Below are 15,836 nucleotides of genomic sequence, written 5' to 3'. Positions count from 1 at the left end.
TTACAGTATGGCATAAGGAACGTCATGTTATAAAAGAAAAAGCATCGAACATCGATGCTTTTTCTTTACTTCACTTTATTTTTTTCAACGTCCTTCTCCATTTCATCACTTGTCACATCTAAGACATCTAATAAGAAAATGAAGATTGGAATACCGATAATAAGTCCCCACACACCTAAGAAATGCTCAGAGAAAATTAATACCATAAATGTGTAGAAGATTGGTAAGTTTGTTTTTTGAGACATAAACTTCGGATTTAATACATAGCTCTCAAGTGCATGAATTACTGTTACGATAACTACAATATAAACGACATACATAATACCGCCAATATTGTAAGCAATCATACAGAGTGGGAATAACGAGATAATAACACCCGCCACTGGAATTAAGCCAAGCAAGAAAATCATTAACGCTAAACCTAGTAATTGCGGGAATCCTAATATCCATAATGCAATAACAGATAAAACACAGTTAACAATTGCAATTAAAAATTGTGCTTCGATTACTTTTCCGAATGAACGTGCAAATTTCTTTCCGAAATACTCTATTTCGTTATAGAAAATTGCAAGTCGGCTTTCTTTAAATTTCGAAGTAAAAGCAACGATACGTGCTTTTTCAAGTAAGAAAAATAAGCTTAAAATTACAGAAAGTAAAACTTGAAGGCCAAATTTCCCAACATTCGTAATAGATTTATACAAAATGTCTACGCCTTGCCCCACATATTTAGAAAGCTCCATATGATTAACAGCATTAACTGCATACTTAATTAATTCACTATCAGGTGGATTTCTTAAAAATACATTAAATTGATAAATCAATTGTGAAATTTGTATTGTTAATACCGGTAAATATTTAAATAGCGTAATGGCAATTCCTGCCACCAACATTACATATAAAAGCGCTATAATAATTTTTCGATTAATTGGCATGAAATGATCTAATTTACGAGAAATAAACTTTTGGAATCGATCCATTAAATACGTCAACATAAACGTAATTAAAATTAAATTTAACATACTTTGCATCCCATACAATATGAGAGCAAGTAATACTAATACGATTAACCTCTGAAATCCTTTGCTTTGAAACAGGTTTTTTATTTGCATAATCGACGAGTACTCTCTCCTGTCCTATAAAGTAAAACGTTAACAAGTAGATCTCTCTCTATTTTCTACTTATAATTATCCTTTAATATTAAAGCCATTGCGAGCAATTTATATTCAACCCTAACCACCCGTTAATTGTGCTATATATTATGTTACTTCTTATTTTACAATACAATGACCTATTTCAGAACGCATTATACGTAGTATTAATGAAGATTTAAGGAAACTTTTATCCTTCAATAGGTCTTACCACTACTGTAACATAAAAAGCAAGCTATCAGTAGAAATCCGTCCTACAAATAACTTGCTTTTATATTTTTTTAGTAAGTTTTATCATCCAATAAACGGCATGAACATTGGAATAACCACCACTGTTACGACACCAACCACTGTCACAGCGATACTGGCCATAGCTGCTTCTACTTCACCCATTTCGATACCTACTGCAACCCCTAACGCATGTCCTGCTGTTCCAAGCGCTAAACCTTTAGCAATCGGATGTTTAACTCTAAATGTTTTTAAGAATAAAGCTCCTAATGCGTATACGATAACAGCATTAAAGATAACTGCAAATGATGTAATTGCTGGAATACCACCGATACTTTCAGAGATTGGTAATGCAATTGCTGTTGTTGCTGCCTGCGGTAACATTGAGTTCATTACAGCTGTATCTAGACCAATTGCTTTTGCGACAATGAACACAACAACCACTGAACAAATAGATCCAACCACAATAGCCGATAAAATTTGCCACCAATATTTTTTTAACTTATCAACTTGTTTATATAATGGAATTGCAAATGCGATTGTTGCTGGTTCTAAGAAGAAGCTAATCATTTTTCCGCCAGTATTATATTCTTCAAAAGTAAAGTTACCTACTTTTAGAAAGACAATCCCTAATACCATCGCTACGAATAATGGTGTGAATAAGAAGAATCCTTTTGAATGCTTAAATAATAATGTTCCGATTCCGTATGCGATTAATGAAACGACGATTCCGAAATATGGAGTCATTGTGCTTGCCATGTTCATTCCCTCCTAACAATATATACTAAATTGGTTACGCAACTTTTCCGTGCTTGCGTCCTTTATTTACTACTTTCAATTCTTTCGTATCTTCTATTTCTTTATCGTCTTTTCCTAAAATAAATTGTGCAAATAATCCTGTTACAGCGAGTAAAATAATTGTTGCGACAACGATTACAGTTAGAATTTGTACGAAATATTGGCTCATTACACCAAGAGAGTTAATAACTGAAATACCTGATAGGACGAAAAGGAATCCGATAATAGCTGTTAAAGCTGTTCCAAGTGATTCAACTTGCTCTAATTTAATAACGTTTAAACATAATAGACTAAATAAAACGACTAACCCGATTACTGATGAAGGCATCGGAATTGGTAAATGGGTTGATATAATATTAGAAACTAACATAATAGCTGAAAAAACGAATATTTGTGATAGAAAACCATATACTTTTTTTGTGCTCATTTTGGCCACCTCTTTCGATTTGGTACCTTTATTTTATAGGATATAAACACCTAAGTAAGCGTTTACATAACGGGATGTCAAATATAAACAGCCAATTACAAAAATCATACGGTGAAATACAAAAACTGCTTCTTAAATACGAAGCAGCTTTTTAAGTTCTTTTGCATATGTACGGCTAACCGGGACTTTGGATCCCTCTTTCATAATTAAGTTATAAGTCGAATTAAACCACGGCTGTATCTCAGAAATATGATTAATATTAGCAACGAAACTACGATGAACACGCATAAAAATTGTTTGTGGTAATTTCTTTTCCAAAATGACAAGCGTATCATGTGTTACATATGTTTCTCTCATTGTTTTTACAGTTACTTTCCCATCTACAAGCCCTACATAAATAATATCTTCAATGTTAACAAGTACAATTGATTCCTCAATTGGTAATGCTAATTTATGCATCTCGGCCGTTACATCTACACTCTTTACATCTTGCTTTGTTTCTAACTTTATTTGCTTTTGTTTTTTATATTTCTTTAATGTCTGTACGATACGTTCTTCATCAAATGGCTTTAAAATGTAATCTAACGCATCTACTTCAAATGCTTGCAACGCATATTGATCATATGCAGTAGCAAACACAATTGAAGGTGGGTTTTTCATTTTCTTTAATATATTTGCGATTTCAAATCCATTATCATCAGATAATTGAATATCTAGAAAAACAATATCTGGTTTGTTTTTCATTAATTCTTCTAATGCATCCTCTACACAATCCGCCTCACCAATTATCTCTACTTCTTTTGTTTTCTCTAATAAATATTTCAATTCATCCCGTGCTAACATTTCATCATCAACTACTAATACTTTTAACACTCCGTTTTTCCTCCTCTACTTTTTTCGGAATCACAAAGAGGATCTTTGTCCCTTGCTCTAATTCACTTTCAATTTGAAGCATTGTCTCTTTCCCAAATAACCCGATAAGTCGTTCATTAATATTATATAAGGCTGTTCCCGTCCCTTTCTTTGATGGAACTACCATTTTTCCTAATTGCTCTAGACGTTCACTCTCAATCCCTTGTCCATTATCCTTTACTTCAAAGTGAACCATCCCTTCTTTTTCAAACACATGTACCTCGACTTGGCACACTGGCTGCTTTTTCGGAAAAGCATGGCGCAATGCATTTTCAACTAATAGCTGAAGCACAAATGGTGGAACTAAAGTCACCTTTAGTGCCTCTTCAATGTACATCTTCACTTCATACTTATTCGGAAACCTCGCTTGCTCTAACGATAAATATGCATGTACATGATTCAACTCTTGTTCTAATGGAATAAGTAATTGTCGTGCCCCTTGCAAATTACAACGAAAATAAACGCTAAGCTGCAATAATAATTTTCTCGCTTTCTCTACATCTGTTCGGCATAAAGCTGATACTGTATTAATTGCATTAAATAAAAAATGCGGATTGATTTGTGCTTGCAACGCTTTTATTTCGGCATCTTGCAATAACTTACTTTGTAACTCAGCTTCACCTAACTCAAGCTGTGTGGAGAATATTTTCGCTAGCCCTTCCGCTAACTCTTCTTCAACACGACTTAATTGATTAGGGTTTTTAAAATAAAGTTTTAATGTTCCTATCGTATTTCCATGTGAAGTTAATGGAATAACAACTGCCGCTTGTAATGGACACCCTTCATGTTGACAATTAATAATCTCACGTGATTTTGCCTTCATTATTTTCCCTGTTTTTAATACTTCTTTTGATAAACCTGTTATTAAACTGTGTGAAGGAATATGATGATCTGATGCTAATCCAACGTGAGCTAAGATTTCCTCCGTATCTGTTAAGGATACCGCATCTGTTCCCGTAAAGCGGTGAATAATTTGTGCCACATGTTTACAAGACTCTTCTGTTAACCCTTGGCGGAAATATGGTAACGTCTTATCAGCAATTCGTAATACTTTATGCGTTTGCAAAGCTTTTGCGTTTTCTTCTTGTCGTAAAATAGCTAGTATCATCGAAAGTAAAATGAAACTGCCAAAACTATTTACAAGAATCATCGGTAGCGCAATTGTTTTCACAACACTAAGTCCATCTTCTATAATTAATAGAATCATAAGCATTTCTAAAGTAACGATAAAAACACTTAAAATCGCAGAAAATTTAGGAGTAATAGTACGGTTATATTTTTTGAAAATATATCCAATATAACCTGTTATAATCCCAGCCAAAATTGATGAAATTGCACAACTTACTGCCGTCGTCCCGCCAAGCATATAACGATGAATACCCGCAATAGAACCTACTCCAATTCCGACGATAGGACCGCCAAGCAATCCACTAATTCCAACACCCATGATTCGTGTATTCGCAATTGTGCTGGATGATGAAACACCTTGTAACCAATTTTCATTCATAATAGTATTTCCTGCTATTTCAATCCCTGTGTAATTGCTTACAATTGTAAACACTGAAAAAATACAAATAAGCTTAAACTTATCTACATATCCGTCTTGCTTATGAAGAAGACGCCGGAACGTTTTAATATGAGAGAGTAAAAATCCTAAAATAACAATAAGTCCGACGCGTTCAATCATCATAAGTACTAAATTTAGCATCTGTGATTCATTCCTTTTTATATTAGTTAGTTTTATTATGGGAAAATAATGAAGCGTGCGTCAAGGAGAATGAAATGTTTTTTGAAATATTTTACACATAACTATCCCCTCTTTATTTGACAATCTAACAGAAGAGTGCTAAAAATAAAGTAATATAATACAGTCCTTTAACCCAACCCCGTGAGGTTGAGAAGGAAGTCGGAATATACTATACGTATGGTCTTTTTTAAGGATACGTATGCTTTTTTGGCCTTCTCATCATATCAGGTGAGAAGGCCTTTTGTTATTCTTCCATAGCGACTGTAGAAGAAAATAAGGAGGAGTAATGATGAACGTCACTACTGATGTACAATCAACAACAGAGGAGACGAAAGAGAAAAGATATAAAACATTGTTTGGTTCTGCGCTAGGATATGCAGCAGAAGGTTTAGACATGTTGCTCTTATCTTTCGTACTCGTCTACATTTTAAAAGAATTTCATTTAAGCCCTGTTGAAGGTGGAAACTTAACATTAGCTACCACAATAGGAATGCTAATCGGGTCTTATTTATTTGGATTTATTGCTGATTTATTTGGGCGTATCCGTACGATGGCCTTCACAATCTTACTATTCTCACTAGCAACAGCACTTATTTATTTCGCAACAGATTATTGGCAATTATTAATTCTTCGCTTTTTAGTTGGAATGGGAGTTGGTGGTGAATTCGGGATTGGGATGGCCATCGTAACTGAAACATGGTCTAAAGAAATGCGCGCTAAGGCGACATCCGTTGTTGCACTTGGATGGCAATTTGGCGTACTAGTCGCTTCACTCCTTCCGGCATTTATCGTCCCGCATTTCGGATGGAGAGCTGTTTTCTTATTTGGACTCATTCCCGCTCTACTAGCTGTTTACGTCCGCAAAAGTTTAAGTGAACCGAAAATATGGGAACAAAAACAACGATACAAAAAAGAATTGTTACAAAAAGAAGCTAAAGGTAATTTAACAACTACTGAGGCAGAACAACTAAAGCAAATGAAAAAGTTCCCACTTCGAAAGTTATTTGCCAATAAAAAAGTAACGATAACAACAATTGGTCTTATTATTATGTCATTCATCCAGAACTTCGGATATTATGGGATTTTCACATGGATGCCAACTATTTTAGCGAATAAATATAACTACACATTAGCAAAAGCGAGCGGCTGGATGTTCATCTCTACGATCGGCATGCTAATTGGAATTGCGACTTTTGGTATTCTAGCCGATAAAATTGGTCGCCGTAAAACTTTTACAATCTATTATGTCGGTGGTACTATATACTGTCTCATTTACTTCTTCTTATTCACAGACTCAACATCATTGTTATGGGGAAGTGCATTGCTTGGATTCTTTGCCAATGGCATGATGGGGGGATTCGGAGCAATTTTAGCTGAAAACTATCCTGCTGAAGCTCGCTCGACAGCAGAGAACTTTATTTTCGGTACAGGACGTGGGTTAGCTGGATTTGGACCTGTTATTATCGGCTTACTTGCTGCAGGTGGTAATTTAATGGGAGCATTATCTCTCATCTTCATTATCTATCCAATCGGTTTAGTTACAATGCTATTATGTGTCCCAGAGACGAAAGATAAAGTATTAGAATAGATTGAAACTATACGAAATGTTTATCCAAATACTGTCCCCTCAGAAAAAGTATTTGGATAAATAGCAAAGAGGAAGCATCTCAAATGAAATGCTTCCTCTTCTTATATAAATACAATTATTTATTTTGATTTACTAGCTTTTTGGAACAAGAAGCTAGTTTTATCTTCTTCTTTTACAATACCTTGTTTTAACGCTAATTCCCCTGCGACTTTAGGCGCTAGCCATAGCATTGGGAATAACAGAATAGATACCGGAACAGCCGTCACTACAATGAAGGATTGTAAGGCGTTAATACTTCCCTCACCCATATATAAAAGAATCGCCGCAACTGCGCCCATAATAAGCGACCAAAAAACTCGCAAACTAATTCTAGGATCTCCATCTCCAGTCACTGCCATTGAAATCGAATAAGCCATTGAATCTCCTGTTGTCACTACAAATAAAATTGTTAATAAAAGAAATGCAGGTCCAATAATATTAGATAGTGGCAGTTGCTCTGTAATTGCAATCATAGCCGCTGGCATACCAGATTCACTTAATGCGGTCGAGATAGAACCAGGATTCATTAACTCATAAAACACACCTGATCCCCCTAGTATAGTAAACCAAAACGTTGTAATAATAGGTGCAATAATTCCAATTGCAACGATGATTTCTCGGATTGTTCTTCCTCTTGAAATTCGGCTCACTAAAATTGCCATCATCGGTCCATATCCAACAAACCATCCCCAGAAAAAGATTGTCCACGATCCTAACCAAGCTGTATCACCACGATATGTGCTCATTGGAATAAATTCATTTATATAAAATCCAAACGAAGAAACAAATGAATCGATAATAAATCCACCTGGTCCAAATAGTAATACAAATACCATTAATAGAACTGCTAACCTAACATTTAAATTACTTATAATTTGAATCCCTTTATCAATTCCCGTTACCGCAGATATAGTAGAAACAGCTACTACGCAAACAATAATGGCCAATTGAGTAGTAAACACATCAGGAATGTTAAACAATGCTTGTAACCCATAACTTGCTTGTAGTCCTAAAAATCCGATTGGACCAATCGTCCCTGCAGCTACCGCAATAATGGCAAATACATCGATCATTGTTCCAAGCCAACTCTTTCGCAATTTCTCTCCAAAAATAGGATATAAAAGCGTTCGAGGTTTTAAAGGCATATCTTTATGATAATGCCCGTACATCATAACTACCGCACTAATTGTACCTAAAATCGTCCAAGCCAGGAAACCCCAGTGCATATAACTTTGTGCTAAAGCCGGCATTACCGCTTCTTTCGTTCCAGCAGTTATACCTTCATGTATTGGTGGCACCGTCATCAAATGGTACATCGGCTCTGCGGCTGCCCAAAAAACGCCACCTCCGGCAAGTAATGTAGACATAATAATAGCGAGCCATTTTGTCGTACTAATCTCAGGTTTTTCTAGTCCCCCAAGTTTAACTCTCCCATATTTCGAAAACGCCATACACATTGCAACAACAAATGTACCAATTAATAAAACCTGCCAAAAGGCACCAAAATATTTAATTGAAGCTGCAAAACTGCTATTAATGGCTCCCTCTACGTAACTTTTATTTAAAATAACTGCAATTACAAATAATAAAAGTGAGCCACCACTAATAAGAAATACAGGCCAATCCGTTTTTCGACTCTTCATCCTCATTTACACTTCCTCCTTCCTCAGCAATCTAAAAAAACAACTTTATTATGTTTTCTTGTTTACACCCAAAACACAATGATTATATAAGAATAATAATTCATCAATTTCCTACACACTTATGTTGTCCCTAAAAATATGCTAAATCCCTTATTTAAAAGAAAATTTCTATTCCTATTACATAAAAAAGCAAAACAAAAGACCTTATATTTCTATAAGGTCTTCGAAACAGAAATTTGATTATAACATAAGGAACTCCTTGGTTCAAAAAGCCCTTTCCAAAAATAGCCGATAGTAAAAGCTTCCATTTGCTACGTAACAGTAATTAAAAAAAATTATATTTTGCAGAAAAAAAACTATACTAGCTATTATTTATGGAAGAAATTCGGCTTCAAAATTTCATTTGGATACGGTTTATGATAAATATGAGTGGTAGCTGGCGACAACGGTGGAATGAGCCACACCCAATTACCTGTTACAACCCGTCCACATGCCGCTTCCTGCTTCTCAAATTGTTGAAATTGTTGTGCAGCTGTATGGTGATCCACAATACTAACTCCTTGTTTTTTAAAAGAATGTAAAACAGCCACGTTTAATTCAATTAGCGCCTTGTCTTTCCATAACGTACCGTTTCTCGATGTATCGAGCTTCATCATCTCCGCAACAGCCGGAAGTAAATTATAGCGATCATGATCCGCTAAGTTACGAGCCCCAATCTCTGTTCCCATATACCATCCATTGAACGGGGCTGCCGTATAAGAAATACCGCCAATTTCTAAGCACATATCTGAAATCATTGGAACCCCATACCATTTTGCTCCAAGTGACGAAATCGGGTATTCTGGGTGTTCAATTGGCACTTCTTTTACTTCTTCTCTCGGAATTTCTTTATATATAGGTGCCTTCCCGTTTATAGAAAACACAAGTGGCAATACATCGAAATTCGTACCTTCTCCTTGCCAGCCAAGTTCCTGACAAAAATCTGTAAACGCAGTGGAATGAGAGTCACCAATCACTCCCATTTCTGTTTTATATCCTGCATACCGAATCAATTGGTGATTATAAATTCGTATATTATTTTCTTCACCTTGATATTGCTTAAAAATTGTAATTGTCGGTTTAACTTTCCCATCGTTCGTTGCATATTTAATATGATGAATTAATGCATTGTATACACCTTCCTCATCATTTACTTCACGTGCATCTAATATGTGCATCTTACTCCAAAATAGTCTTCCGATACATCGATTACTATTGCGCCATGCCATTCGTGATCCATGAACAAGTTCTTCAAATGTATGCTCATACGTCCCCGCCTTCTCTATCTCAACTTGAATTTCTTTTATTCTCTCTTCTATGAATTGTTCTTTATTAAGCTCTTTATAGCAAACCGTAATAAAATGACTCGCTTCCTCTATTAATTGTTTCGTTTTACTCATAAACGATCTCCTTCTATTTCAACAAAACGTTACTACTTTACAGTATAAGCAAAAAGAATAAGAGTCACAAATGAAAGTCGAAGTGTTACTTTTATTGTAATATTTTTCAGAAAATTAAAGAGATTACTATTGACTTGTATAAAAAATAGGTGTATTTTTGACTCAGGTAAATTATTTTTACCTAGACCAACTTTTTTAATAAGAAAGGAGGGAATGTTATGTCTTCATTTCAATTGCCAAAGCTTTCATATGACTATGATGAACTAGAGCCATATATCGATAGCAACACGCTTTCTATTCATCATGGAAAGCACCATGCGACATACGTAAATAACTTGAATGCCGCTTTAGAAAACTATACGGAATTACATAATAAATCTTTAGAAGAGTTACTATGTAATTTAGAAACTTTACCAAAAGAAATTGTTACAGCTGTCAGAAATAACGGTGGTGGACATTATTGTCATAGTCTTTTTTGGGAATTAATGAGCCCGCGAGGTGGCGGTGAGCCTAATGGAGACGTTGCAAAAGTAATTGATTATTATTTCAATACCTTTGACAACTTAAAAGATCAACTTTCCAAAGCAGCTATTAGTCGTTTTGGAAGTGGCTATGGATGGCTTGTTCTGGACGGTGAGGAACTTTCCGTTATGAGTACACCCAATCAAGATACACCTTTGCAAGAAGGTAAAATTCCATTACTCGTCATCGATGTATGGGAACACGCCTATTATTTAAAGTATCAAAATCGGCGTCCAGAATTTGTTACCAACTGGTGGCATACGGTGAACTGGGACCGGGTAAATGAAAAGTATTTACAAGCAATTCAATCACAAACACATTAGTCGTGCGTATAAGGTAAATTTGGTAATGTAAAATTAGTATTGTCGAAATCCTCCAGAATCCCCCGGATTGCCACCGGGGGATTTATGATTATTTCATTGTATTTATGTAATAACGTAAAACTTTTTCCGTCTCTAATTTCAACTCTCGGAACGGGAATCCTAATTCACGAGCCTTTCCATTATGTAACGTACAATTAATCACTCCATTATAAGGAGCTATATTATCTCCTACTTCTTGAATGAGCGCTTTTATCCCGGTATTCTCTTCTATGAAACGAATAACTTCTCTGGTAGAAACCACCCCGTTACTACAAGCATTAATTGGCCCTTCTATGTTTTCCATCCCGCACCAAGCTAAAAACTGTCCTGCTTCCTTTTCATGTATAAATGACAACTCTCCATCTACATGATCCACAACGATAGACTCTTGTTTCACAACATGTTCAACGTAAAATTGTAATCTTTTCGTATAATCGTTTTCTCCAATAACGACGGGAAATCTTACCGCAACGACTGGGAATGTTGCATGTTGAAATAAAACTGCTTCAGCTAATCGCTTGCCTTCACTATAATTGAAATCATTCCTCCCTCCATACGTAATTGTATACTCGTACGGATTGAATTTTTCTTCTAATAGGCCTAACCCAGGATCATAGACAGCCATTGAAGATGTCATAATGTATTTCTTCGTTTTTCCTTTTAGTACTTCACATATTATCTTCGCTGCATTCGAGCTATAGCATAAATTATCGTATACGATATCATAACTTTTACCTTCAAAACGCTCTTCTAGTAGCCTCTCATCTTCTCTATCTACAATCAGTCTTTTTACTGCACTTCCAAATGAATCTTCAGTAACTCCCCTCGTCGCAATCGTTACATCGTGTCCAGCTTGCAACAGTACTTCTACTAAATGTTTACCAAAAAATCTTGTTCCCCCTAGCACCAATACTTTTTTCACCTTCATCATCCCCGTTTTTACAAATTGTAAAATACTACCTCTATTATTATAAACGCTAAAATAAAAAAACATGGAATCAGTTTAACGATTCCATGTTTTTTCTACACACGATACATTAACGTACTCGATATTTAAAAATACAATAGCAGCAATATAAAATAGAAATTACTGATACATAAACCCATAGTTCATATATGAATCCCTCGCCCCATACTCCCATAAAATAAAAGAGTGAAGGCAACGTCAATGTTACCCATGATTGTACAAAGGCAATTCTGCCAAGATATTGATTGATATTCTTTTTTTGTGCATTTAATACAAAGAATAAATACCAAAGTAATGCCCACATAAACCATGTTAACGCATTAACAACATCGTGGAATTGAACAAATGAAACAATCATATAGAATAAAGCAATAATTGCTACCCAAATACAGAACCAGCCTAGTCCACTACTATCCATTCCTTTAATAAAAGTAACGCCTACATATAAATAAGTTAAACCAAATAAAAAAGTAGCCGCATATGAATATACCGTCCAATTACTTTGATCAGAAATCATAATCAAATAGAACGGAATGACAATTTGTAATGCCCCCACAAATAAATTAAAGACACCTGCACTTTTCATCTCTACTTTGCCTAATATGACAAGGCTATTTAAAAATAAAGCTGCACCTGAAAGTAATAATCCTACGTAACCCATATATATTCGTGTGAAAATCTTTCCCTTTCACACTTTTAACCTCCCCACAATATAAAGTGATACTTTATCCCGCATTAACGAGCAGTAAAACTCCCACCTCAAAATTCAGCTAGAGCAAAGAAGTTAAGTGGGAAATCAACTGCCCGTAAAGTCCGATTAGTGAAGGCTAATAATCAGTGGGGATGAACAACCCCCACCCACTGATTAAAGTTTCACTTTATTATTTTTCTTCCTATTTAAAACTACATACATAATTTTTAATCTGAATAAGTTAGACTTCCTACCTTAAAAAATAACAAATTTAAAACGCTTTCAATAATAAATAACCCTATCAAAACATGAAATAGGATTCCTTGATTATAAACGTACTCTAACAATGATACAAGTGTTGGAATACTTTTCAATACTACGTTTTGAATTTCTATAAAAAATTAGTAGAATGATACATTTTCCCTATCTCATTCTATTAATTATTTGCATAGAATATCGTACACTCATATTAATTTAGAAAGGTTTGATATTTATGCCTCTTCATTATCCAAATCATTTTGTTTTTCACTCCACAGGTGTATTAACAAGAGAGCCTGCAACTGTTTCAGCAGTAGTAAACATTGTAAATTTAGATGCATATTACACACACCATGTAACTATAGAGGTTTGGGATTGGTCTAACTATTCTAATCCTGTAAAATTACCTGTACTACTTGGTGAAAATACGGAAGTAGCATTCCCATATATTTTACAAGGCAACCACTTAGCAGTTTTTTATGCTGATTTAGATGACTCTATTGATTTGTATGAAATCCGTATTTCTTATCCTGGCCACTCCAATATTGTTGCCTTTCACGTTGATAATTACGAAGATATTTTAGAATCAGCAAAACAAGATATGGACTTAATTTCATTTTCTTCTGGATTAGAACTAGATAAGCCTGAATTACATAAACAACTCATTGTACAGTTAAGCTCCTCCTCTATTGCTAATGAAGGAGGCTTATTGAAAGAAGCCATTCACCATAAAGATCCTGAAACTGTTCATTACGCAGCAACTACTATTAATTTACTAAATGAACGGTACGAAAAACAGATCGAATACTTAAATAAGCAATTTCTACAAAATCCACAAAATGAAATTGCAAAAGAATTGGTTTCTAACTATTTAAGATATATAAACAGTGGTCTTCTTTCTAATCAGCAAAAAGAAAAAATAATCGCTAAATTTATGAATTTTATTACACAAAGTGTAGAACTATTCCCTAACGAACCTCTTTACCCTTTCCATCTTGGAAATCTGTTTCTACACACAAAACAATATGCAAAGTCTGAAGAACAATTTTTAAATCTTATTCATTTCTATCCTGAATCATATTACGGTTACGCTGGTTTACTTGAAATATATTATGAGCAACAGTTATGGGACGAGCTCTATAACTTAATTAATAATCTAACAGATGCAAAAAGAGTTCATATACTACCGCGTAAATATCAATTATTTGTAAGGCAGTTTGGAGGCGCACACATTGAAAAAGGGAATTAATATATATATCGGGATTATTAGTATCATTTTATTTCTCTTAATTTTATCCAGCCTTATGTATCGAACAGAAAATTTTTATCAAAAGTTTTCTGTTCCTAAAACTAAAGAAACAGATACTGTTAAAACACTCAAAGCAAAAGATGTAGCTCAAAATGGACAAAAAATGCAATTATACGTTTTAAAAACGGATAATACATTAGGGCAACAAGTCGAATTTAATACGAAGAAGGCAATGGATTACGCACACCTACACTATAAAGATATTACAGCTAATGAAATTAAGGGACTTACTCCCTCTCCCTATACAGGGATTATTATTACAGGTGAAATAATGGAGCAACTTCCACAAGCTGATATTCAAAATTTTGTACAAATGGGCGGAAGAATTATTATCGCAAACCGACTTGATTCAGATCCTTCCTGGAACACATTATTTGGTATTACCCAAAAAGAAGGTTTCAAAGATGCGAAAGGATTAACCTTTGAAGAAGTTTTATTCCCTGGTTATCCAGATCTCTCAAGTTCTTCTCCATTGTTTACTCATAGCTCAATGAATATTACGCTAGATGAGAATACAACTAATACTTGGATTACAGCGGAAGATACTCCCATCCTTTGGACCAATGACTACGGTGAAGGAAAAGTCTTATATTGGAATACAACAGCATTGAACGATAAATTAGGTAGAGGTATGTTCGTTCAATCACTGGGTACTATTTTCCCGGCTTTCGCTTCAGCACAACTTGGAGCGGAGATTATGTATATCGATGACTTCCCATCTCCGATTCCAAGTGGAGAACTAAAAAACTTAACGAAAGAAAAAATTTCTGTTGAAGAATTTTATAAAAAACATTGGTGGAAAAATATGAAGGATATCTCTGAAGATCTTGATATTAAATATACGGGTGTTGCCATTGGGACGTACCAAAATAAAGTAACGCCACCCTTTGAAGATTTCACAGGTAAAAATAGAAATACCTATTTATTATTTGGGAGAGAATTACTAAGTCACGGCGGGGAAATAGGCATTCATGGCTATAACCATCAACCTTTATTATTACCACCAGATCCAGTAGATAAAGCACTTGAATATGTTCCATGGAATTCAAAAGAGGATATGGAGAGCTCCTTAGATGCTCTGCAAAAACTCGTGTATAACTTCTTTCCAAACGAAAAATTAAAAACCTATGTACCACCATCCAATATTATAAATACAGCTGGATTAAGTGCATTAAACGACGCGGTTCCAACTATGGAAACAGTTGCTTCTCTATATGTGGGAAGTAAAAGTAACGGTAGTTTAATTCAAGAATTTGGACCAGATGAACATAATAAAAACATTTATCACTTCCCGCGCATTACGAGCGGCTATGCTATCACAGATGAAGAGCAATTTATCTTAACTGATGTTACCGCAAATTTAGGGGTTATCTCACATTTCGTCCATCCAGATGATATCCTTGATGAAAAACGCTCAGGTAATTTAACATGGGAAGAATTATTTAAAGCTTATAAAAAGACAATTAAAGAAATACGAGAAAGATATCCTTATATAAAAAGTATGACCCAAAGTGAAGCAACTGCTTCTATGAAAATTTATCAAACTGGTGACCTAGATGTTTCTTATGAAGATGATGCTGTTCACATTGCATATAAAGGGTTACCAAACCATACTTCAACAATTATACGTGTAGAAGAAGGTAAGAAGATACAACCTGGCTCATTCTCTTACGGTACAGTTAAAAAGCTTGATTCCCAAATTTATAGCGTTACGTTAACGAAAGCCAGCGCTACGATTCCAATTAAAGGAGCATAACA

General features: G+C 34.8%; 13 protein-coding genes. 4 read left to right on the top strand and 9 right to left on the bottom strand.

What is annotated here, in order from left to right; all coding sequences use genetic code 11:
• Positions 1 to 65 precede the first annotated feature (65 nt).
• The 5 genes from B5P42_RS04025 to lytS form a co-directional block, all read right to left on the bottom strand.
• A complete protein-coding gene (locus B5P42_RS04025) occupies positions 66 to 1,109 on the bottom strand; it encodes an AI-2E family transporter (protein WP_002089894.1) in 1,044 nt (347 codons plus the stop codon).
• A 333-nt stretch (positions 1,110 to 1,442) separates the two neighbouring features.
• Positions 1,443 to 2,135: an antiholin-like protein LrgB gene (lrgB, locus tag B5P42_RS04020; protein ID WP_000168872.1), complete on the bottom strand. Its 693-nt coding sequence runs from the start codon at positions 2,133 to 2,135 to the stop codon at positions 1,443 to 1,445.
• A 34-nt stretch (positions 2,136 to 2,169) separates the two neighbouring features.
• The gene (gene lrgA / locus B5P42_RS04015) at positions 2,170 to 2,601 is read right to left on the bottom strand and encodes an antiholin-like murein hydrolase modulator LrgA (protein ID WP_113733700.1); all 432 of its coding nucleotides are present in this window, start codon (positions 2,599 to 2,601) and stop codon (positions 2,170 to 2,172) included.
• 132 nt (positions 2,602 to 2,733) lie between these two features.
• Complete coding sequence (locus B5P42_RS04010) at positions 2,734 to 3,474, bottom strand: LytR/AlgR family response regulator transcription factor (protein ID WP_113733699.1); 741 nt, start codon at positions 3,472 to 3,474, stop codon at positions 2,734 to 2,736.
• Positions 3,452 to 5,221 carry a two-component system sensor histidine kinase LytS gene (gene lytS / locus B5P42_RS04005; protein WP_002089899.1) on the bottom strand — a complete coding sequence of 590 codons (1,770 nt, stop codon included), beginning with the start codon at positions 5,219 to 5,221 and terminating at the stop codon, positions 3,452 to 3,454. The genes B5P42_RS04010 and lytS overlap by 23 nt, the downstream gene beginning before the upstream one ends.
• A 328-nt stretch (positions 5,222 to 5,549) precedes the next feature.
• On the opposite strand from lytS, the gene B5P42_RS04000 reads away from it, so the two are divergent.
• Positions 5,550 to 6,848: an MFS transporter gene (locus B5P42_RS04000; protein WP_016127605.1), complete on the top strand. Its 1,299-nt coding sequence runs from the start codon at positions 5,550 to 5,552 to the stop codon at positions 6,846 to 6,848.
• A gap of 119 nt (positions 6,849 to 6,967) precedes the next feature.
• Here B5P42_RS04000 and B5P42_RS03995 read toward each other — a convergent pair whose 3' ends face one another.
• Entirely contained in the window at positions 6,968 to 8,536 is a 1,569-nt protein-coding gene (locus B5P42_RS03995) for a BCCT family transporter (RefSeq protein WP_113733698.1), read from the bottom strand.
• A 362-nt stretch (positions 8,537 to 8,898) separates the two neighbouring features.
• Positions 8,899 to 9,969 carry a nitric oxide synthase oxygenase gene (locus tag B5P42_RS03990; protein WP_113733697.1) on the bottom strand — a complete coding sequence of 357 codons (1,071 nt, stop codon included), beginning with the start codon at positions 9,967 to 9,969 and terminating at the stop codon, positions 8,899 to 8,901.
• Between the two features lie 218 nt (positions 9,970 to 10,187).
• On the opposite strand from B5P42_RS03990, the gene sodA reads away from it, so the two are divergent.
• A complete protein-coding gene (gene sodA, locus B5P42_RS03980; RefSeq protein WP_002068665.1) occupies positions 10,188 to 10,814 on the top strand; it encodes a superoxide dismutase [Mn] in 627 nt (208 codons plus the stop codon).
• A gap of 88 nt (positions 10,815 to 10,902) precedes the next feature.
• Here sodA and B5P42_RS03975 read toward each other — a convergent pair whose 3' ends face one another.
• Together B5P42_RS03975 and B5P42_RS03970 are read right to left on the bottom strand one after the other, a co-directional pair.
• Positions 10,903 to 11,847 (bottom strand): NAD-dependent epimerase/dehydratase family protein, encoded by a 945-nt coding sequence (locus B5P42_RS03975; RefSeq protein WP_181458778.1) that lies wholly within the window; start codon positions 11,845 to 11,847, stop codon positions 10,903 to 10,905.
• A 43-nt stretch (positions 11,848 to 11,890) separates the two neighbouring features.
• A complete protein-coding gene (locus B5P42_RS03970; protein ID WP_113733695.1) occupies positions 11,891 to 12,481 on the bottom strand; it encodes an AmiS/UreI family transporter in 591 nt (196 codons plus the stop codon).
• 523 nt (positions 12,482 to 13,004) lie between these two features.
• On the opposite strand from B5P42_RS03970, the gene B5P42_RS03965 reads away from it, so the two are divergent.
• Both B5P42_RS03965 and B5P42_RS03960 read left to right on the top strand, forming a co-directional pair.
• On the top strand, positions 13,005 to 14,018 hold the full coding sequence (locus tag B5P42_RS03965; RefSeq protein WP_113733694.1) for a tetratricopeptide repeat protein: 1,014 nt from the start codon (positions 13,005 to 13,007) through the stop codon (positions 14,016 to 14,018).
• Positions 14,002 to 15,834, top strand: coding sequence for a DUF2194 domain-containing protein (locus B5P42_RS03960; protein ID WP_113733693.1), 1,833 nt, complete (start codon positions 14,002 to 14,004; stop codon positions 15,832 to 15,834). Before B5P42_RS03965 ends, B5P42_RS03960 begins: the two co-directional genes overlap by 17 nt.
• The last annotated feature ends 2 nt before the right edge of the window (positions 15,835 to 15,836 follow it).

Origin of the sequence: Bacillus sp. SRB_331, from assembly GCF_003264175.1 — a bacterium.
GTDB classification, from domain to species: Bacteria; Bacillota; Bacilli; order Bacillales; family Bacillaceae_G; genus Bacillus_A; species Bacillus_A mycoides.
This window is presented reverse-complemented; position numbering and strand designations above follow the sequence as displayed.

What these genes read in the sequence shown, in the direction of transcription:
- lrgA (WP_113733700.1), bottom strand. Translation starts at nt 2,601, where the DNA reads ATGAGCACAAAAAAAGTATATGGTTTTCTATCACAAATATTCGTTTTT.
- B5P42_RS03990 (WP_113733697.1), bottom strand. Translation starts at nt 9,969, where the DNA reads ATGAGTAAAACGAAACAATTAATAGAGGAAGCGAGTCATTTTATTACG.
- B5P42_RS04000 (WP_016127605.1), top strand. Translation starts at nt 5,550, where the DNA reads ATGAACGTCACTACTGATGTACAATCAACAACAGAGGAGACGAAAGAG.
- B5P42_RS04025 (WP_002089894.1), bottom strand. Translation starts at nt 1,109, where the DNA reads ATGCAAATAAAAAACCTGTTTCAAAGCAAAGGATTTCAGAGGTTAATC.
- B5P42_RS03965 (WP_113733694.1), top strand. Translation starts at nt 13,005, where the DNA reads ATGCCTCTTCATTATCCAAATCATTTTGTTTTTCACTCCACAGGTGTA.
- B5P42_RS03995 (WP_113733698.1), bottom strand. Translation starts at nt 8,536, where the DNA reads ATGAGGATGAAGAGTCGAAAAACGGATTGGCCTGTATTTCTTATTAGT.
- B5P42_RS03975 (WP_181458778.1), bottom strand. Translation starts at nt 11,847, where the DNA reads ATGTTTTTTTATTTTAGCGTTTATAATAATAGAGGTAGTATTTTACAA.
- sodA (WP_002068665.1), top strand. Translation starts at nt 10,188, where the DNA reads ATGTCTTCATTTCAATTGCCAAAGCTTTCATATGACTATGATGAACTA.
- lytS (WP_002089899.1), bottom strand. Translation starts at nt 5,221, where the DNA reads ATGCTAAATTTAGTACTTATGATGATTGAACGCGTCGGACTTATTGTT.
- lrgB (WP_000168872.1), bottom strand. Translation starts at nt 2,135, where the DNA reads ATGGCAAGCACAATGACTCCATATTTCGGAATCGTCGTTTCATTAATC.
- B5P42_RS03970 (WP_113733695.1), bottom strand. Translation starts at nt 12,481, where the DNA reads ATGGGTTACGTAGGATTATTACTTTCAGGTGCAGCTTTATTTTTAAAT.